The organism is Streptococcus sp. SR4, from assembly GCF_000517725.1.
Taxonomy (GTDB): domain Bacteria; phylum Bacillota; class Bacilli; order Lactobacillales; family Streptococcaceae; genus Streptococcus; species Streptococcus salivarius_F.
Genome location: NZ_AZYW01000046.1, coordinates 34,192 through 53,103, shown reverse-complemented (window position 1 = coordinate 53,103; position 18,912 = coordinate 34,192). Strand labels below are relative to the sequence as shown.

Annotated in this window: 21 protein-coding genes and 1 pseudogene; 18 read left to right on the top strand and 4 right to left on the bottom strand. The window is 37.9% G+C overall.

The window, feature by feature from the left end; translation table 11 throughout:
• The first annotated feature begins 146 nt into the window (after nt 1–146).
• Together HMPREF1519_RS05000 and HMPREF1519_RS04995 are read left to right on the top strand one after the other, a co-directional pair.
• On the top strand, nt 147–545 hold the full coding sequence (locus HMPREF1519_RS05000; protein WP_004182057.1) for a hypothetical protein: 399 nt from the start codon (nt 147–149) through the stop codon (nt 543–545).
• Nucleotides 546–690: 145 nt separating this feature from the next.
• Nucleotides 691–1,002, top strand: coding sequence for a hypothetical protein (locus HMPREF1519_RS04995; RefSeq protein WP_022496675.1), 312 nt, complete (start codon nt 691–693; stop codon nt 1,000–1,002).
• A gap of 54 nt (nt 1,003–1,056) precedes the next feature.
• Here the strand turns inward: HMPREF1519_RS04995 and HMPREF1519_RS04990 are convergent, their stop codons facing one another.
• A complete protein-coding gene (locus HMPREF1519_RS04990) occupies nt 1,057–2,064 on the bottom strand; it encodes a YeiH family protein (protein ID WP_022496674.1) in 1,008 nt (335 codons plus the stop codon).
• A 171-nt stretch (nt 2,065–2,235) separates the two neighbouring features.
• Between HMPREF1519_RS04990 and HMPREF1519_RS04985 the strand changes: the two genes are divergently transcribed.
• On the top strand, nt 2,236–2,949 hold the full coding sequence (locus HMPREF1519_RS04985; protein WP_022496673.1) for a glycoside hydrolase family 73 protein: 714 nt from the start codon (nt 2,236–2,238) through the stop codon (nt 2,947–2,949).
• Between the two features lie 95 nt (nt 2,950–3,044).
• Here HMPREF1519_RS04985 and HMPREF1519_RS04980 read toward each other — a convergent pair whose 3' ends face one another.
• On the bottom strand, nt 3,045–3,953 hold the full coding sequence (locus tag HMPREF1519_RS04980; protein WP_002891090.1) for a LysR family transcriptional regulator: 909 nt from the start codon (nt 3,951–3,953) through the stop codon (nt 3,045–3,047).
• A 207-nt stretch (nt 3,954–4,160) separates the two neighbouring features.
• Here HMPREF1519_RS04980 and glmS point away from each other — a divergent pair, with 207 nt between their 5' ends.
• The 9 genes from glmS (at nt 4,161) to adhP (ending at nt 12,103) form a co-directional block, all read left to right on the top strand.
• Nucleotides 4,161–5,969: a glutamine--fructose-6-phosphate transaminase (isomerizing) gene (gene glmS / locus HMPREF1519_RS04975; protein WP_037611377.1), complete on the top strand. Its 1,809-nt coding sequence runs from the start codon at nt 4,161–4,163 to the stop codon at nt 5,967–5,969.
• Nucleotides 5,970–6,086: 117 nt separating this feature from the next.
• Nucleotides 6,087–6,419: a zinc ribbon domain-containing protein YjdM gene (locus HMPREF1519_RS04970; protein WP_002891088.1), complete on the top strand. Its 333-nt coding sequence runs from the start codon at nt 6,087–6,089 to the stop codon at nt 6,417–6,419.
• Between the two features lie 198 nt (nt 6,420–6,617).
• On the top strand, nt 6,618–7,259 hold the full coding sequence (locus tag HMPREF1519_RS04965) for an amino acid ABC transporter permease (protein ID WP_022496670.1): 642 nt from the start codon (nt 6,618–6,620) through the stop codon (nt 7,257–7,259).
• A gap of 8 nt (nt 7,260–7,267) precedes the next feature.
• Nucleotides 7,268–7,897 (top strand): amino acid ABC transporter ATP-binding protein, encoded by a 630-nt coding sequence (locus HMPREF1519_RS04960; protein ID WP_022496669.1) that lies wholly within the window; start codon nt 7,268–7,270, stop codon nt 7,895–7,897.
• Nucleotides 7,898–7,909: 12 nt separating this feature from the next.
• A complete protein-coding gene (locus HMPREF1519_RS04955) occupies nt 7,910–8,761 on the top strand; it encodes an amino acid ABC transporter substrate-binding protein (protein WP_022496668.1) in 852 nt (283 codons plus the stop codon).
• Between the two features lie 113 nt (nt 8,762–8,874).
• Nucleotides 8,875–10,290, top strand: a complete 1,416-nt coding sequence (locus HMPREF1519_RS04950) for a Y-family DNA polymerase (protein ID WP_037611376.1) — start codon at nt 8,875–8,877, stop codon at nt 10,288–10,290.
• Nucleotides 10,287–10,664: a hypothetical protein gene (locus HMPREF1519_RS04945; RefSeq protein WP_037604998.1), complete on the top strand. Its 378-nt coding sequence runs from the start codon at nt 10,287–10,289 to the stop codon at nt 10,662–10,664. Before HMPREF1519_RS04950 ends, HMPREF1519_RS04945 begins: the two co-directional genes overlap by 4 nt.
• Nucleotides 10,642–10,923 carry a DUF5960 family protein gene (locus HMPREF1519_RS04940; protein WP_037611375.1) on the top strand — a complete coding sequence of 94 codons (282 nt, stop codon included), beginning with the start codon at nt 10,642–10,644 and terminating at the stop codon, nt 10,921–10,923. Before HMPREF1519_RS04945 ends, HMPREF1519_RS04940 begins: the two co-directional genes overlap by 23 nt.
• A gap of 160 nt (nt 10,924–11,083) precedes the next feature.
• On the top strand, nt 11,084–12,103 hold the full coding sequence (gene adhP, locus HMPREF1519_RS04935) for an alcohol dehydrogenase AdhP (protein WP_037611373.1): 1,020 nt from the start codon (nt 11,084–11,086) through the stop codon (nt 12,101–12,103).
• Between the two features lie 109 nt (nt 12,104–12,212).
• Here the strand turns inward: adhP and HMPREF1519_RS10765 are convergent.
• A pseudogene (locus HMPREF1519_RS10765) lies at nt 12,213–12,278 on the bottom strand (IS3 family transposase); the annotation flags it as partial.
• Between the two features lie 109 nt (nt 12,279–12,387).
• Between HMPREF1519_RS10765 and HMPREF1519_RS04930 the strand changes: the two are divergent.
• Nucleotides 12,388–12,972 (top strand): GNAT family N-acetyltransferase, encoded by a 585-nt coding sequence (locus tag HMPREF1519_RS04930; protein WP_037611371.1) that lies wholly within the window; start codon nt 12,388–12,390, stop codon nt 12,970–12,972.
• 289 nt (nt 12,973–13,261) lie between these two features.
• Here HMPREF1519_RS04930 and guaA read toward each other — a convergent pair whose 3' ends face one another.
• On the bottom strand, nt 13,262–14,824 hold the full coding sequence (guaA, locus tag HMPREF1519_RS04925; RefSeq protein WP_037611370.1) for a glutamine-hydrolyzing GMP synthase: 1,563 nt from the start codon (nt 14,822–14,824) through the stop codon (nt 13,262–13,264).
• A gap of 164 nt (nt 14,825–14,988) precedes the next feature.
• On the opposite strand from guaA, the gene HMPREF1519_RS04920 reads away from it, so the two are divergent.
• The 5 genes from HMPREF1519_RS04920 to HMPREF1519_RS04900 all read left to right on the top strand — a co-directional run bounded on the left by HMPREF1519_RS04920 (nt 14,989) and on the right by HMPREF1519_RS04900 (nt 18,858).
• Nucleotides 14,989–15,687 carry a GntR family transcriptional regulator gene (locus tag HMPREF1519_RS04920; RefSeq protein ID WP_037611368.1) on the top strand — a complete coding sequence of 233 codons (699 nt, stop codon included), beginning with the start codon at nt 14,989–14,991 and terminating at the stop codon, nt 15,685–15,687.
• Nucleotides 15,688–15,752: 65 nt separating this feature from the next.
• Nucleotides 15,753–16,085 carry a putative DNA-binding protein gene (locus HMPREF1519_RS04915; protein ID WP_002883908.1) on the top strand — a complete coding sequence of 111 codons (333 nt, stop codon included), beginning with the start codon at nt 15,753–15,755 and terminating at the stop codon, nt 16,083–16,085.
• Between the two features lie 32 nt (nt 16,086–16,117).
• Entirely contained in the window at nt 16,118–17,680 is a 1,563-nt protein-coding gene (gene ffh / locus HMPREF1519_RS04910) for a signal recognition particle protein (protein ID WP_002883924.1), read from the top strand.
• A 112-nt stretch (nt 17,681–17,792) separates the two neighbouring features.
• Nucleotides 17,793–18,320 carry an ECF transporter S component gene (locus HMPREF1519_RS04905; RefSeq protein ID WP_002883896.1) on the top strand — a complete coding sequence of 176 codons (528 nt, stop codon included), beginning with the start codon at nt 17,793–17,795 and terminating at the stop codon, nt 18,318–18,320.
• A gap of 22 nt (nt 18,321–18,342) precedes the next feature.
• On the top strand, nt 18,343–18,858 hold the full coding sequence (locus HMPREF1519_RS04900; protein ID WP_037611366.1) for a transcription repressor NadR: 516 nt from the start codon (nt 18,343–18,345) through the stop codon (nt 18,856–18,858).
• The last annotated feature ends 54 nt before the right edge of the window (nt 18,859–18,912 follow it).

Here is an 18,912-nt window from a genome sequence, read left to right as displayed (position 1 = left end):
ATCGCTAGTGTCATTATTTTTAAATAGAAATTTAAAGCATGGTATTTTTTCTAAAAAAATCCTGTAAAAAATTAAATAATTACTACATTTTTTCATTCTTTAGTGGTACAATAATAGTACGATTTTCAGATGACCAGGAGAGACCCATGAACCAGTATTTAGTAGCGATACATTATATTCAACTGCTTCAAGCAGAACTCGATATTCTAAATCATGATGCACGCTTGCTTTTTGATTTAAAGATTGAACCAAATCTTGCTAAACGAGAGCTTGCTGACTTGAAAGTATCCCTATCTAAATTATCTGACAAAAACCTTTATATCGAAGGTACAATCTGGTATCAACCAAGTTTGTTTGCAATCATTGATCAAAATTTAGGGGTTATTGATGACTGGCTCAAGGAATTAGATGACTTCTTTGAATTTACCTATAGTACAACAGTTTTCACTGTTTTGAAAGAAAATGAAAATCGAAGTTACGACTTATTACTTGGTCTCTATAGCCGTCTTGAATACGTTATTTCAGAAATAAAAAATAGCCGTTAGTCATCTAACGGCTTTTAGTATATAGAAAAATATAGGTTCTGTTTTAAATATCAAATAATTTGACAAAATACCCAAATGTGTGTAAAATAAAATTTGAAAATACTCTAATAAAAATAATGTTAAGTTAAAGGAAGATAACAACTAAGTGAGTAAACAGGGGTTGAAATTGGGGGCTTTTGTTAAATATTATTTGGTGAGCCTTGCGTCACTGAGCTTTTTATGTCTTATTTTGTATGGGCTATATTCTTTAAATGGGCTCATTCCTTTTTCTCTAGACAGAACTTCAAGTCTTGAAGTAAAGCATTATTCAGGGCAGACCACCTCTTCTGTAAAAAAAGATGGTGATTATAAGGTTCAGGATATTAGTGGTGAAACTAAGAGTTACAATGTTGATTTGAAAGTAACAAACGATGGGGACAAGGTTATTCAAACCTATGTCTTTGAGTATAAAAAATGATTCTATAATAAAAACTCACAAACTTAGCAAGATTGTGAGTTTTTTAGATGTCTTTTACCAAAGTCCTAATAGCTTTTGCATGAGAAGAGAAGCAAGACTGATTAATAACCAACAAACTCCTCCCACTAGAAGTGCTGAGCCTCCTTTAGTGATTAGTTGTTTGAGATTTGTTTGGAAACCAATAGCTGCCATGGCCATAACAATCATAAATTTCGAAAGGTCTTTTAAAGGTGAAAAGACGGCAGGTGTTACACCGAGTGACATTGAAACAGTTGTAATCAGTGAGGCCAAAAGGAACCAAAGGATAAAGTTAGGCACTGCTTTGGCTAGCGAGAATGCTTCCTTTGTATTGTCCTTTCGCGACTGCCATACAGAAAGCCCAAGAGTTATAGGGATGATAGCAAGCGTTCGAGTCAACTTAACAATTGTTGCCTGCTCTAGAATGGATGTTCCATGTAAGCTATCCCAAGAGCTGGCTGTAGCAGTTACAGAAGAAGTATCGTTGACAGCTGTTCCAGCAAATATGGCAAAGCCTTGATTACTAAGTCCCAACCAGGATCCCAAGTGAGGGAAGAGTAGAGCTGCTAAGATATTGAAAAAGAAAATTACAGAGATTGCTGTTGCAATAGATTCATCTTTAGCCTTGATTACAGGAGCAGTTGCAGCGATAGCAGATCCCCCACAAATAGAAGAACCAACACCTACTAAAGTAGCAATTTCACTATCTAGCTTGAACACGCGATGGACGACATAAGCAGTAAGCAGTGCTGTAGTAATAGTTACTAGAATAATGGGAAGTGATGTTACGCCAACCTTAAAGACTTGGGAAAGATTTAGTCCAAATCCAAGAAGAATAACAGCGTATTGTAATACTTTTTTAGAAGTGAATTGCATTCCTGCTTTAAGTTTCTGTGAATCTCTTAGAATTATTCCTAGCAGAAGTCCTATAAATAAACCAAGGACAGGTCCACCAATGATAGGGAACAAGTTTCCAAGGAACCATGCTAGGAGAGATATAAGTATTGCAATACTTAATCCGAGTAAGAATTCTTTTATTTTCATTCATCTATCTCCTTAAAATTTGACTATATTATAGCTTATTATAAATATGATGTAAAGATGACATTTGCTTTATTTATCAAGGAAAATAGGTCTGAAAGTTGCGACTTGTCAGTTTTTCTGATAGAATAGTATTAAAATATTATAATCGAAAATATTATGAAGGAAGGGTGTATGTATCGTCATTTAAAGAAGTATATGATTTTTATCGTGGGAGCTTTTATGTGTTCACTTTTTTTGGTTCTAGCTTTCACAACAGATAGAAAAAATGATAACAGTGTTAATGCTAAAGCTGAAGCTGCCTACAATCAAACTACGACGGCTTTTATTGATAGTATCGGAGAGACTGCTAGACAGATTGGTCAAGATTACAATATCTATGCTTCTGTTCTAATTGCTCAAGCCATTCTGGAATCAAATTCAGGTCAGTCAGGTTTGAGTCAAGCTCCTTATTACAACTTCTTCGGGATTAAGGGCTCTTATAACGGGAATTCTGTGACCATGCGTACTTGGGAAGACGATGGTACAGGGAAGACTTATGAGATTGATGAACCTTTCCGTTCTTATGGAAGTCTAAGTGATTCTTTAGCCGATTATGCTGCTTTGATGACGTCATCAACTTATGCTGGTACATGGAAATCAAATACAAGTAGTTATGCAGATGCCACTCAAGCACTGACAGGAACTTATGCAACTGACAGTCTTTACGCTTCTAAATTAAATAGCATTATTGCATACTATGGTTTGACTGCCTACGATCAAGCTCCAGTTACTCAAGCAACTGCTTCAACAAGTGGCCTTGTTTGGAATAGCTATAGAGGCTCATACACAGATGCTGAGACCTTATCTATAGATGAGGCTTGGGCAAGCTATAAAAATTATAAATAATGATGAGAGTCGAAAGGCTCTTTTTTTGTGCACCAAAATTGAATAGTTTGGGCGATAAAAAGTCCCCAACATTATATGCTGGGGACTAACATCTATTAGTTGTCAAAAGTGACTTCTTTAACGAGGTTATCTAGGAATTTTTCCCCCATTTTAGAGAGGGTTGCCTTTTCATGCTTCAAGTAAACAATATCAATCTCATCATCAATATCAAGCGGGATAGAGACAATGTTATCACCATTCAAATTACTATTTAAAATACCTGTAGCAATGGTATAACCATCCAAACCGATTAATAGGTTGAAGAGTGTCGCGCGGTCTGAAACCACGATGGATTTTTTATGGGGAATCTGAGAGAGAATTTCTTCAGAATAGTAGAAGGAATTATGAATCCCTTGGTCGTAGCTAAGGTATGGGAAGTCTTCTAAATCTTCTAAAGAGACAACTTCATGCTTAGCCAAGGGATTTGACTTGCTGACAAAGATATGTGGTCTAGCTTTGAAGAGACTGGTATATGTGAGACGGTTGTCGTCAAACATCTTAGTCAAGACATCTCGGTTATAGCTGTTAAGGAAGAGCACACCAATTTCTGAACGGAAGTTCTTAACATCCTCAATTATTTCGTAAGTACGTGTTTCACGTAGGAAGAGCTCGTAACGTGTCATATCAGCTCTCTTAAGAAGTGAGACGAAGGCATTGACAACAAAAGCGTAGTGTTGAGAGGAAACACTAAACAATTCACGTGTCTCTGTGTGACTCTTGTAGCGTTCTTCCAAGAGATTCGTTTGTTCCACTACCTGACGGGCATAAGAGAGAAATTCAACGCCATCCTTCGTTAAGGTGATTCCCTTAGGGTTACGGATAAAGATATCAATTCCCATTTCTCTTTCCAAGTCACGAACAGCATTTGAAAGACTTGGTTGTGTGATGAAAAGTTGTTTTGCAGCTTCATTCATTGAGCCGGTTTCGACGATTTTGATAATATAATGTAATTGTTGAATTCGCATAGCCTTATTATAGCATATTTTAAGGATTATTCCTTAGGATAAGAGGCGAGTAAAAAGTCTTTTTAGGACTATACCAATTTTTATGCTTGACAATGTCAAATATATGGAATATACTGTCCTCGTTAAGCTTTTTAAAGAGCTTATTGACTATACCAATTTTAAATGAAGGAGACATGACCTCTTTGATCTGAGGTTATTATTAAAAATATGTGTGGAATTGTTGGTGTTGTAGGTAACACAAATGCAACTGATATCTTGATTCAAGGACTTGAAAAGCTAGAATACCGTGGTTATGATTCAGCTGGTATCTTTGTAGCGGGCGATGCATCTAGTCAATTGGTTAAGGCTGTTGGCCGTATTGCGGAACTTGCTGCTAAAACTGAAGGAGTAGAAGGAACAGCCGGTATTGGACATACTCGTTGGGCAACTCACGGTAAACCAACAGAGGACAATGCTCACCCACACCGCTCAGAAACAGAACGTTTTGTTTTGGTTCACAATGGTGTTATTGAAAACTATCTTGAAATTAAGGAAGAATACCTTGCTGGTCACCATTTCAAAGGTCAAACCGATACTGAAATTGCAGTTCACTTGATTGGAAAATTCGTTGAAGAAGATGGTTTGTCAACTCTTGAAGCATTCAAGAAATCTCTTCACATTATCCGTGGATCATATGCCTTTGCTCTCATGGATTCTGAAGATGCCTCAACAATTTACGTGGCAAAAAACAAATCACCACTTTTGATTGGTCTTGGTGATGGCTATAACATGGTCTGCTCAGATGCCATGGCTATGATTCGCGAAACTAATCAATACATGGAAATTCACGATCAAGAGTTAGTTATCGTGAAAGCTGATAGTGTTGAAGTTCAAGATTATGATGGCAATGTAAAAGAACGTGATAGCTACACAGCTGAACTTGACCTATCTGATATTGGTAAAGGCACTTACCCTTACTACATGCTCAAAGAAATCGATGAGCAACCAACAGTGATGCGTAAGCTTATCCAAGCCTACACAGATGATAAGGGGCAAGTGACTGTAGATGCTGATATTATCAAGGCTGTTCAAGAGGCTGATCGTATCTATATCCTTGCGGCAGGAACATCATATCATGCTGGTTTTGCTTCTAAGAAGATGCTTGAAGAGTTGACAGATACACCAGTTGAGCTTGGTATTTCTTCTGAGTGGGGTTATGGTATGCCACTCCTTAGCAAGAAACCTCTCTTTGTCTTTATTAGCCAATCAGGTGAAACAGCAGATAGCCGTCAGGTTCTTGTTAAAGCTAACGAGTTGGGTATTCCAAGTTTGACAGTGACAAACGTTCCGGGATCTACTCTTTCTCGTGAAGCTGACCATACAATGCTTCTTCATGCTGGCCCAGAAATTGCCGTAGCTTCTACTAAAGCTTACACTGCTCAGATTGCAGCTCTTGCTTTCTTGGCTAAAGCAGTCGGTGAGGCTAATGGTAATGAAAAAGCTAAAGCTTTCGACTTGGTACATGAATTGTCACTTGTAGCACAATCTATCGAATCAACACTCTCTGAAAAAGAAGTCATTGACGAGAAAGTGGCAGCTCTTCTTGCAGAAACACGTAATGCTTTCTATATTGGTCGTGGTCAAGATTACTACGTTGCTATGGAAGCTAGTCTTAAATTGAAAGAAATCTCATATATCCAATGTGAAGGTTTTGCAGCAGGTGAGTTGAAACACGGAACGATTGCTTTGATCGAAGATGGTACACCTGTTATTGCGCTCTTGTCTGACGCTGTTCTTGCTAGCCACACTCGTGGTAATATCCAAGAGGTTGCAGCACGTGGTGCTAAAGTGTTGACTATTGCTGAGGAAAATGTTGCTAAAGAAGGTGATGACATCGTTCTTAATAACGTTCACCCTTACTTGTCACCAATTTCAATGGTCGTACCGACACAATTGATTGCTTATTTTGCAACACTCCATCGTGGACTCGACGTCGATAAGCCACGTAACTTGGCTAAATCAGTTACTGTTGAATAAAAATACCAACATCTCTTACAGTGTAAGGGATGTTGTTTGTTTTTATCGTTTTCACCCTTGCTTAATTAGGAAATCTAAAGTAGAATAGTATCTATATCACAATCTTAGGAGAGAATTATGTCATTACCAAATTGTCCAAAATGTAACTCAGAGTATGTTTATGAAGATGGAATCTTGCTTGTATGTCCTGAATGTGCCTATGAGTGGGATCCAAACGAAGTTGCAGAAGAAGAAGGACTTGTGGTTCTTGATAGCAATGGCACACGTCTTGCTGACGGTGACACTGTTACAGTTATCAAAGATTTGAAAGTTAAAGGTGCGCCAAAAGATATTAAACAAGGTACACGTGTTAAAAATATTCGTTTGGTTGAAGGTGACCACAACATTGATTGTAAGATTGATGGTTTTGGTGCTATGAAACTTAAATCTGAATTTGTTAAGAAAATCTAAATAAGCTTTAGAAACACTAGACTTAAGTATAGTTTGTTTCTTAGGACCGATTATTTAAGTCTCTCAGGAGTGTGACTATGAACTCATTTAAAAAGTGGGTCTAGTCGCACTCCTTTTTACTATTTTCAAAATCTTATATCATTTTTTTTAAAAATTTGGTATAATATTCAACAATACTAAATAATTATAGGAGTTTATATGTCATACGTTTTGGAAGTATTACCAGCCCTTTTGAACGGTGCGGTAGTCACACTTCAAGTATTCTTCATTGTTATCGTACTGTCGATTCCATTAGGGATTGTACTTGCTTTCTTAATGCAGATTAAATTCAAACCTTTAAATTGGTTACTAACCCTTTATGTTTGGATTATGCGTGGAACGCCCCTCCTTTTACAATTGATCTTCGTTTATTACGTTCTTCCGAGTGTTGGGATTGTCTTTGATCGTCTGCCAGCTGCTATTCTTGCTTTTACGCTTAATTATGCAGCTTATTTCGCAGAGATTTTCCGTGGAGGAATCTTGGCTATTCCGAAAGGACAATACGAAGCAGCTAAAATGCTTAAACTTAGTCCTTTCCAAACTATCAGATATGTTATTCTTCCTCAGGTGGTTAAGATTGTCTTGCCAAGTATCTTTAACGAGATCATTAACTTGGTTAAGGATTCATCATTGGTTTATGTGCTTGGGGTTGGAGACCTTCTTTTGGAAAGTCGTACCGCTGCAAACCGTGATGCAACCTTAGCACCGATGTTTGTGGCTGGAGCTATTTATCTCATCCTTGTTGGTGTGGTGACTGTGGCTTCTAAACACATTGAAAAGAAATTTAACTACTACAAATAGGAGACCTTATGTTAGAATTAAAAAATATTTCCAAGCAATTTGGTCAACACAAAATTTTTGATAAGTATAATTTGACGGTAGAAGAAGGGAAAATCTTGGCTATTGTCGGACCATCTGGTGGTGGGAAAACGACTCTTTTGCGTATGCTAGCAGGACTTGAAACTATCGATTCAGGACAAATTATTTACGAAAATGAAGAGATTCCTTTGGATCAGATGGAAAGTCGTAACTTGCTAGGTTTTGTTTTCCAGGATTTTCAACTGTTTCCGCACTTGACAGTCTTAGAAAACCTAACGCTTTCGCCAATTAAGACGATGGGGATGTCTAAGGAAGATGCCCAGAAAAAAGCTCAAGCGCTACTTGACCGTTTAGGTCTTGGAGCACATGGAAATGCTTATCCTTACTCTCTTTCAGGAGGACAAAAACAACGTGTTGCATTTGCGCGTGCCATGATGATTGATCCGAAAATTGTCGGCTATGATGAACCAACGTCAGCTCTTGACCCTGAATTGCGTCAAGAAGTTGAAAAATTGATTTTGCAGAATCGTGAGACTGGGATTACGCAAATCGTTATTACTCACGATATGCAGTTTGCACAACATATCGCCGATGAGATTGTCACTATCAATCCAAAATAGTGAGGATTTTCCATGAAAAAAATAGTAAAAACGATTTTGCTAGGTTGTCTTGTCGTCTTGCCTTTGTTTGCGCTATCGGCTTGTAGCTCGCGCTCACATTTTGCAACTCAGAAAGACCAGTGGCAAACCTATACCAAAGAAAAGAAAATCAAAATTGGTTTTGATGCGACCTTTGTTCCTATGGGATATGAGGAAAAGGATGGTAGCTATGTTGGTTTTGATATTGATCTTGCCACTGCAGTTTTTAAATTGTATGGCATCGATGTCGAATGGCAGGCTATTGACTGGGATATGAAAGAAACAGAACTGAAGAATGGGACAATTGACCTCATTTGGAATGGTTACTCGGTCACGGATGAGCGTAAGCAGTCTGCAGACTTTACAGTGCCTTATATGGTCAATGAACAAGTACTGGTAACCAAAAAGTCTTCGGGAATTGATTCTGTTGCAGGAATGACAGGTAAGACCTTAGGTGCCCAAGCAGGCTCTTCCGGTTATGATGCTTTCAATGCTTCTCCGAAGATTTTGAAGGATATCGTGGCTAACCAAAAAGCAGTCCAATATTCGACCTTTACTCAGGCCTTGATTGACCTTGATAGTGGACGTATTGATGGTCTATTGATTGACCGTGTATATGCTAATTACTACTTAGAAAAATCAGGAGTTCTGGATCAGTATAACGTTATGCCTGCTGGTTACGAGGGTGAAAGCTTTGCTGTAGGTGCTCGTAAGGCAGATAAGACATTGATTAAAAAAATCAATCAAGGATTTAGAACCCTTTATAAAAATGGAGAATTCCAAAAGATTTCTGACAAATGGTTTGGTGAAGATGTTGCCACCGACCAAGTTAAAGGGAAAAAATAGAAGGATAACAACATTCTAGAAGGGATGTTGTTATTTTTTTGTGGAAAATACTTGAAATAAAACAAGTTATATTTTATACTAATGTTAGTTTATAAACTAACGAAAGGGTGAGCATGGGATATTTTGATTATTCAAGAGAACCGCAAAGTGATATTGCTTTTGTAGATATGAAATCTTTCTATGCAAGTGTGGAGTGTGTTGAACGTGGACTACACCCTCTTAAAACTTCTCTATGTGTGATGAGCCGAGCGGAAAATGCTAATGGTTTGATACTAGCTTCTTCCCCCATATTTAAGCAAGTTTTTGGCAAGTCAAATGTTAGTCGTTCTTATGACTTACCTTTTGACATTCATTCTCGAAAGTTTCATTATTATAATGCCAAAAAACAAGGTCTTCCAACGGATAGAGATTTTGTAGATTACATCGAATCTTGGGCTAAGGTTACCTTTATTGTTCCTCCTAGAATGGACCTCTATATAAAAAAGAATATACAGATTCAACACATTTTCCAGAATTATGCCAGTGTTGAAGATATTCTTCCTTATTCCATTGATGAGGGTTTCATTGATCTCACGTCGTCACTGAATTACTTTATTCCCGATAGAACAGTTACAAGAAAAGATAAGTTAGATATGATTTCAGGGCGTATTCAAAGAGATATTTGGAGGGAGACAGGCATTTACTCGACAGTTGGGATGTCTAACAGCAATCCCTTATTGGCCAAGTTAGCTCTTGATAATGAGGCCAAACATACGGCTACTATGAGAGCCAACTGGTCCTATGAAGATGTCGAGACTAAGGTTTGGAATATTCCCCATATGACCGATTTTTGGGGGATTGGAAAGCGGATGGAGAAGCGTTTAAACAAGTTGGGGATTTTCTCTATTCGAGAACTTGCTAATAGCAATCCTGATACTCTTAAAAAGGAGTTAGGTATTGTGGGTTTAGATCTTTTTTTTCATGCCAACGGTATCGATGAGAGTAATGTTCATAAACCTTATAAACCAAAGTCACATGGCTTAGGGAATTCCCAAATCTTGCCACGAGACTATGAGCGTCAAGCTGATATTGAATTGATTCTAAGAGAGATGGCAGAACAGGTAGCTATTAGGTTAAGACGAGCCCATAAGAAAGCTTGTCAAGTTTCCATCAGCATTGGATTTTCAAAGTTAGAGGGCAAGCGTTCGCTACAAGCACAGATGAAGATTGAACCCGCTAATAATACAAGAGTACTAATAAGCCATGTCATTGAACTCTTTAGGAAGAAATATCAAGGAGGGGCTGTTCGAAGTGTCAGTGTCTCTTATGCAAATTTTGTAGATGAAAGGCTTCAGATTCTTTCTTTATTTGATAATCCAGATGACATTGATAAAGAAGAAAGACTTCAGGCAGTTATAGATAGTATTCGACAGGAATTTGGCTTTACGACCATTCAAAAAGCAACTGCTTTACAGGAGGCATCTAGGAGTCTTGCTCGAAGTAAGCTTATTGGTGGGCACTCTGCTGGAGGATTAGATGGCTTAAAATGATAGACCGTAGTTACCTTCCCTTTCAATCAGCTAGGGAACATCAAGACAGGGGAATGATGAAGTGGATGGGCTTTTTCTTATCAGAACATACAAGCTCCCTACATGAAGATAAGACTAAAGAAAATCTTAGGAGTCATTTGGATGATTTAGAGAAGTTTACTTTATTAAACCAGCTTTATTCAGGTCAATTATTGGGAAGTTTCCAGATAAAGGATCAAGGTAGGCGCTGTAGATGTAGTGGCTATGTGGTTGACTTGGATTTTAATCAAGTTACTATAAAATCTTGCAAGCGACATAAATGTATTCGAACAAAGGATATATTAGAAATTAGTTTGGGGGTTGAAAACATAGATGAGGAAGAGAAAAATTTATGATGATAAACTTCAAATTGACTATTTTTCTGATAGCTATTTAAAATTTGAAGAAGACTTTTATCGCTATTCTGCCATGGATATTCCCTTAACCTTTTTGACGGATGATATTATGAGGGAGATGGCTATCAGTCAAAAGAATTATTTTCTATTAAATAAAGAGAATGCCAGAGATGGACGCAATCATTATTTCCATTTTGAAGTCAGTCTACCGGATTCCAAGACACTTGTGAGACAGTATAGGTATCTTGGAAATGATTGAAACAAAGCAATATCAGCAGCAGAAATAGTAGCAATTCCACTTGTATAGAGAGTTTTCAAGAAAGTTTTCGCAAGCTAAGAAAAGCTTTATGTAAGCGTTGACATTGTCTGTGTGAGTGCTATAATGAAGGTGTTAAAGTTATCATATGGAGGTAATTAAGATGAGAGCAGTTGTTGTTAATCAAGCAAGTACAGGTGTTGAAGTTGTTGATCATGAAAAACCATCTGTAGTTGGTCATGGTCAAGCTTTGGTTAAAGTTGAATATTGCGGTGTCTGCCATACTGACCTTCACGTAGCTCATGGAGACTTTGGTCAAGTACCAGGTCGTATACTAGGTCACGAAGGTATTGGTATTGTCGAAGAAGTTGGTGAAGGTGTTGAAACACTTAAAAAAGGTGACCGTGTATCAATTGCTTGGTTCTTCGAAGGGTGTGGCCATTGTGAATATTGTACGACTGGTCGCGAAACACTCTGCCGTTCTGTAAAAAATGCTGGTTATAGTGTTGACGGTGGTATGAGTGACTATGCTTTAGTTACTGCAGACTATGCTGTGAAAGTTCCAGAAGGACTTAATCCAGCTCAAGCTTCATCTATTACTTGTGCGGGAGTTACAACCTATAAAGCTATTAAAGAAGCTAAAGTTGAACCTGGTCAATGGGTAGCTATTTATGGTGCTGGAGGACTAGGTAATTTGGCTATTCAATATGCTAAGAAAGTTTTCAATGCACGAGTAGTGGCCGTTGATATCAACCAAGATAAACTTGATTTGGCTAAAGAATCTGGTGCTGACTTAGTTGTGAACGGTAAAGAAGTTGAAGATGTAGCGGGTTATATCCAAGAAAAAACTGGTGGTACACACAGTGCTGTTGTAACCGCTGTTTCTAAAGTTGCCTTCAATCAAGCTGTCGATAGTGTACGTGCTGGTGGAACAGTCGTTGCGGTTGGTCTCCCATCTGAATATATGGAGCTTTCAATTGTCAAAACAGTTCTAGATGGTATCCGTGTTGTTGGATCTCTTGTAGGTACACGTAAGGATTTGGAAGAAGCCTTCGACTTCGGTGCACAAGGCTTGGTAGTGCCAGTTGTTGAAACTGTTCCTGTTGATACAGCGGTAGAGGTCTTTGACCAAATGGAAAAAGGTGAAATTCAAGGACGTAAAGTATTGGATTTCACTAAGTAAGCAAACATCTTTCTGTGCTACCCTGACTATGTGAAGAGTCTAGTGGTGTAAACTTGAACTGATACTAGAAAGTTAGACAAATAATTTAAGTGAAGGATTTAGTTCTCTACTATATAGGACTAGGTCCTTTTAGTTTTACCTTAATTCGTTTGTAGTTGTAATATGTACTGTACTCAAAAAGATAGACAAAATTTTAGTCATTTGAAAAGTAGTAAAAAAGTTATATAATGATTTCGTAAATAAAGAAGTTAAAGAATATTATCATTTATAACAAGGAGTATGAAGTGGATTCTACCAACTTGGACTCGGAACTATTCATAGAGTTTAAATCACGTGGGAAACGATGCCAACTTTTTTATATATCCGATAGCCATAGTGAAGGGTTATATGAGATTGTTTCTATTGAACGAGAACGTCTTGCTATGTGGCTTCCTTGGGTGGAAGAAATGAAAAGTATTGAAAATGAAAGAGCGTTTATAAAGTATGCACGTGAAAAAATGGAGCGTAATGAGTTATTTATGTTAACAATTTGCGTCAATCAGACACCAGTAGGGATGATAGATATACATAATATTGATTTGCAAAAACATCAAGCTGAAATTGGATATTGGATATCAGAAAAATATGAAAATCAAGGTTTTGTAAAGCAGGGATTAAAACAATTAATAAAAATCATTCCATCCAAATTTAAAATTGATAAGCTTTTGATTTATATAGATGTTGATAATGTTAAAAGTAAGTTTATACCAATCAGTTTAGGTTTTAAAAAGGAAAGAGAAATTTCCCAATTCGAGTTCTATAATGGATCCTATCATGATTTTGAAATTTATGGGCTAAATGTGAATGAAGGAAATATAGCAAATGATTAAAGTGAATTTTTTTACAAATAAATAACTATCAGAGAGTTTTGATTTTACCCCATTATCTAGGTATGATGTAAGAGTTAGTATTGAACATCAGAAAAGGAAAAATTTTTCTGACCCCATAACATTGCTTATTGATTTATTTTTGTAATTAAGATATAAAAAATCCCCACCAGAAAGAAATTCTGGTGGGGTATTTGGTGGGGAACCAAATATAATTAATTATATTTTAGCATTTTCAAATAATTCAAAATGCTGTTAAATTAATCAATTCACTTTAATTTAGGTTTATATTTTACTCCCACTCAACAGTTGCAGGTGGTTTACTTGTAATATCGTAGACGATACGGTTAACGTGGTCAACTTCGTTAACGATTCGAACAGAAATCTTTTGAAGAACTTCCCATGGAAGTTTCGCAAAGTCGGCTGTCATACCATCAATTGAAGTGATAGCACGGATAGCGATAGTGTAGTCATAAGTACGGCCATCACCCATAACACCGACAGAACGTACGCCTGTGTTAACAGTGAAGTATTGCCATACATCACGATCAAGACCAGCTTTGGCAATTTCTTCACGAAGGATAGCATCAGACTCACGAACAGTTTCAAGTTTCTCTTCAGTGATTTCACCCATAACACGGATGGCAAGTCCCGGTCCTGGGAACGGTTGGCGCCAAACGACTTCATCAGGCATTCCCATTTCAGTACCAAGGGCACGTACTTCATCTTTAAAGAGGGTGTTGAGTGGTTCAATCAATTTAAACTGCATGTCTTCTGGAAGACCACCAACGTTGTGGTGAGATTTGATTGTTTGAGCTGTCTCAGTACCTGATTCAATAATATCAGTGTAGAGTGTTCCTTGAGCTAGGAAGTCTACACCTTTAAGTTTACTTGCTTCGTCATCAAAGACGTAAACAAACTCGTTACCAATGATTTTACGTTTTTTCTCAGGATCATCAACACCAGCCAAGAGGTCTAGGAAGCGTTTAGAAGCATCAACACGGATAATGTTAAGGCCAAATTTACCTCCGAGCATCTCCATAACTTGGTCACCTTCACCTTTACGGAGAAGACCGTGGTCAACAAAGATACATGTCAATTGATCTCCGATAGCTTTTTGCAAAAGGACACCAACAACAGATGAGTCGACCCCACCTGAGAGTCCAAGAAGGACTTTACGGTCACCAACTGTTTCACGGATTTGTGCAATTTGCATATCTACGAAGTTAGCCATTGACCAGTCACCTTTGGCACCACAGATACCAAAAGCAAAGTTTTTCAAGATATCGTTACCATATACAGAGTGACGAACTTCTGGGTGGAATTGGATACCGTAGAAGTTTTTCTCAGTATTTTCCATTGCGGCGAATGGGCAATCTACTGAGTCACCAACAAGATGGAAGCCTTCTGGAATTTCTGTAACTGCATCACCGTGGCTCATAAGAACGACTTGTTCTTCAGGAGTTCCTGCAAAGAGTTCTGATTGAGCACGAAGTCGAAGTGTTGATTGGCCATACTCACGGTTACCAGCTTCACCAGCAGGAACAACTTTACCACCAAGTTTGTGGGTCAAAAGTTGCATTCCGTAACAGATACCAAGAATCGGAATACCAAGTTCAAAAATTTCTTCGTCAATACCAAAGGCATCTTCGGCATAAACAGAGTTAGGACCACCTGATAGTACGATACCGATAGGATCGATGGCACGGACTTCATCAGCGGTAATTTTATGGCTTTTCAATTCAGAGAAAACGCCAAATTCACGAATACGACGTGCAATCAGCTGATTGTATTGGCTACCATAGTCTAGAACAATGATTTTCTGCACATCATTCAAAGTAGAAATGTCAGTCATTATTACCCTTTCTTTTTACGTCACACATGGACTCTTATGCAATCATTGTATCACAATTTTAAGGACTTAGCACCTAGATTTATACGATAAACTGTAAGTCTTGTCGTCACCTTTACAATTCTATTAGTTTTTTTGTAAAATAGGGGTAAAGAAGGGGGTATTAGATGCTACCAGCATATATTCGCATACATGATAAGATTAAGGCAGATGTTGATGATGGCACTTGGAAAATCGGACAACGTCTCCCTAGCGAGCGAGATCTTTGCGAGACTTTTGATGTGAGTCGGATGACTGTGCGCCAGGCGATAACACTTTTAGTGGATGAGGGGATTTTAGAACGCAAACCAGGCAGTGGAACCTTTGTGGCTAGCAGTCGAGTTAAGGAAAAGATGCGTGGAACCACGAGTTTCACAGAGATTGTTAAATCCCAAGGCAAGAAACCATCTAGTGAGCTCATTTCTTATAAACGTGTACATCCCAATGAATTTGAAATCAAGAATTTAGGTGTTTTACCGCAGTCCTATGTCATTCGTATGGAACGTGTTCGTTTTGCCGATGACATTCCAGTTGCCTATGAGATTGCCAGTATCCCTGAGAAAATTATCCGAGGTTTTAAGGAATCAGAAATTACCGAACACTTCTTCAAGACCTTAACTGATAATGGCTATGAAATAGGGAAAAGTCAGCAGACCATATCAGCAAGTTTGGCCAATAGTAGTTTAGCCAAGCACCTCAAGGTTAAAACTGGCGATGCTCTCTTGAGTCTGACACAAATTTCCTTCCTCCAAGACGGGCAGGCTTTCGAATATGTACGAAGTTACTATGTTGGCGACCGTTTTGAATTTTATTTGGAGAACAATTAACAGTCACGGCTTTTTTCTGCACAAGAATGGTGCTAACACCATGATTTTATGGTAAAATGGAGCTTATGGAAATTGAAAAAACCAATCGCATGAATGCCCTTTTTGAGTTCTATGCAGCCTTGTTAACAGATAAGCAGATGAACTATATTGAGCTATATTATGCAGATGATTATAGTTTGGCAGAAATTGCCGAGGAATTTGGTGTGAGTCGTCAGGCTGTATATGATAACATCAAGCGTACTGAGAAGATTTTAGAAGCTTACGAGATGAAACTACATATGTATTCAGATTACATTGTTCGTAGCCAAATTTTTGATGATATTATGGAAAAATATCCAGACGATAGCTATCTTCAGGAACAAATTGCTGTGCTCAGCAGCATTGATAATAGAGATTAGATTCAAGCAGAAAGTAAGAGAGGAAATGATATATGGCTTTTGAAAGCTTAACGGAACGCTTGCAAGGCGTTTTCAAAAATTTAAGACGTAAAGGAAAACTTTCAGAGAAAGAAGTTCAAGAAGTCACTAAAGAGATTCGTTTGGCACTTCTTGAAGCAGACGTAGCGCTACCAGTCGTTAAGACATTTATTAAACGTGTTCGTGAACGTGCTGTAGGTCACGAAATCATTGATACTCTTGATGCTTCACAACAAATTATCAAGATTGTTAATGAAGAATTGACAGAGATTCTTGGGTCTGAAACATCTGAAATTGAAAAATCTCCAAAGATTCCAACAATCATTATGATGGTTGGTCTCCAAGGGGCTGGTAAGACAACCTTTGCTGGTAAATTGGCTAATAAGTTGATTAAGGAACAAGAGGCCCGTCCAATGATGATTGCGGCGGACATCTATCGTCCAGCAGCCATTGATCAGTTGAAGACTTTGGGGCAACAAATCAATGTTCCTGTTTTTGATATGGGAACAGAGACACCAGCAGTTGAGATTGTCAAAAATGGTTTGGAACAAGCGCGTGCCAATAAGAATGACTATGTCTTGATTGATACGGCTGGTCGTTTGCAGATTGACGAGACTCTCATGCAAGAATTGCATGATATTAAGGATTTTGCTCATCCAAACGAAATTCTCTTGGTTGTGGATAGCATGATTGGTCAGGAAGCTGCTAACGTTGCCAAGGAGTTCAACGAACAGCTAGATATCACTGGTGTTGTTCTTACTAAAATTGATGGGGACACACGTGGTGGTGCGGCTCTTTCTATTCGTGAGATTACCGGCAAGCCAATCAAATTTACGGGTACTGGTGAGAAAATTACGGATATCGAGACTTTCCACCCAGACCGTATGTCAAGTCGTATTTTGGGTATGGGTGACCTTCTTACCCTTATCGAAAAAGCTTCTCAAGAGTACGATGAGAAAAAATCTCTTGAGTTGGCTGAAAAGATGCGTGAAAACACCTTTGACTTCAATGACTTCATTGACCAATTAGACCAGGTACAAAATATGGGTCCAATGGAAGATTTGCTTAAGATGTTGCCAGGTATGGCTAACAATCCAGCCTTGGCTAATGTTAAAGTAGATGAAAAGCAAATTGCACGCAAACGTGCCATCGTATCATCTATGACTCCTGAAGAACGTGAAAATCCAGATCTTTTGACACCAAGTCGTCGTCGCCGTATTGCCAATGGTTCAGGGAATACCTTCATCGAAGTAAACAAGTTTATTAAAGACTTCAACCAAGCCAAACAAATGATGCAAGGTGTTATGTCTGGTGATATGGAGCAAATGATGCGTCAAATGGGTCTTAACCCAAATAATTTGCCAAAAAACATGCCAAATATGCCTGATATGGGTAATATGGATATGTCTGCTCTCGAAGGCATGATGGGTGGCGCTGGTATGCCGGATCTTGGAAATATGGATCTTAGCCAAATGCTTGGTGGTGGCCTTAAAGGTAAGGTTGGTTCATTTGCCATGAAACATGCGATGAAGCGTCAAGCTAATAAGATGAAAAAGGCTAAGAAAAAACGTAAATAAGAGACTTAAAACGCTAGGGCATATTGCTCTAGTGTTTTTTTCTGAAAAATATTGACTTATATAACTATACACTGTAATATACTAATGTATATACAGTAAAAAGGAGTAAATTATGAAACCGAAAAAGAGAATTCAAGAAATGACCTTTGCAGCTTTATTAACTGCAATTGCTATCCTTATCCCAAGTATCATGCCAATTAAACTAATCATCCCACCGGCTTCGTATACTTTGGGTAGTCATGTTCCAATATTTCTAGCTATGTTTATATCCCCCTGGGTAACTGCTTTTGTTATCTTAGCTTCTAGTTTGGGATACTTTATGGCTGGCTATCCGATTGTGGTTGTTTTTAGAGCCTTTTCTCATATTATATTTGGTTTTTTAGGCGCACTCTATTTGAAAAAATTTCCACAAACGATAGAAAACCATAAATCATCATTACTTTTCAATTTTGTTTTAGGGCTTATCCATGCTATAGGTGAAGTTCTTGCTTGTGTGATTTTTTATTCCGTAACAGGAGAGGATTTCCAAAAACTGTTCTATGTTCTCTTTGTTTTAGTTGGTTTTGGCACTATTGTCCATAGTATGATAGACTATGTTATAGCATTAACGATTTTCAAAAGTATTCGAAAAATACGCTAGTTGAAAGAGGGATGGTTGGTCTATGGCTTCAAATCGTAAACAAGAATTATTGGCACTCTTAAAGGGAGCTAAAGAGGCAATGAATGGACAGAGTTTGGCGGAGCATTTTGGTGTGACACGTCAAATCATTGTTCAAGATATTGCACTCTTACGTGCAGATGGGGCCCAGATTATTTCAACTAATAGGGGATATATCTATAAAAGTAGCGATGACAATTCTTATGTACGTCGACTGTTTAAGGTGAATCATAAAGTGTCCGATATGGAAGATGAGCTTTTGGCTATTGTTGATAATGGAGGCCGTATTCAAAATATCATGATAGATCATCCAGTTTATGGAGAAATTCAGACTTTGTTGAAATTGACTTGTCGTCGAGATGTTAGTCATTTTTTAGACCAAGCCTCGTCAAATGACTTTCGCCCCTTATCTGATTTGACAAACGGTGTTCATTACCATCTTGTCGAAGCAGATAGTGAGCAAGATATAGATTATATTGAAGAGGCACTTAACCATCTAGGATTTTTAGTTAAAGAATGAGATAAAAGAGAAATGTAAAAGTAGTTACTTTCACTTGAAAACAACTGCTTTTTT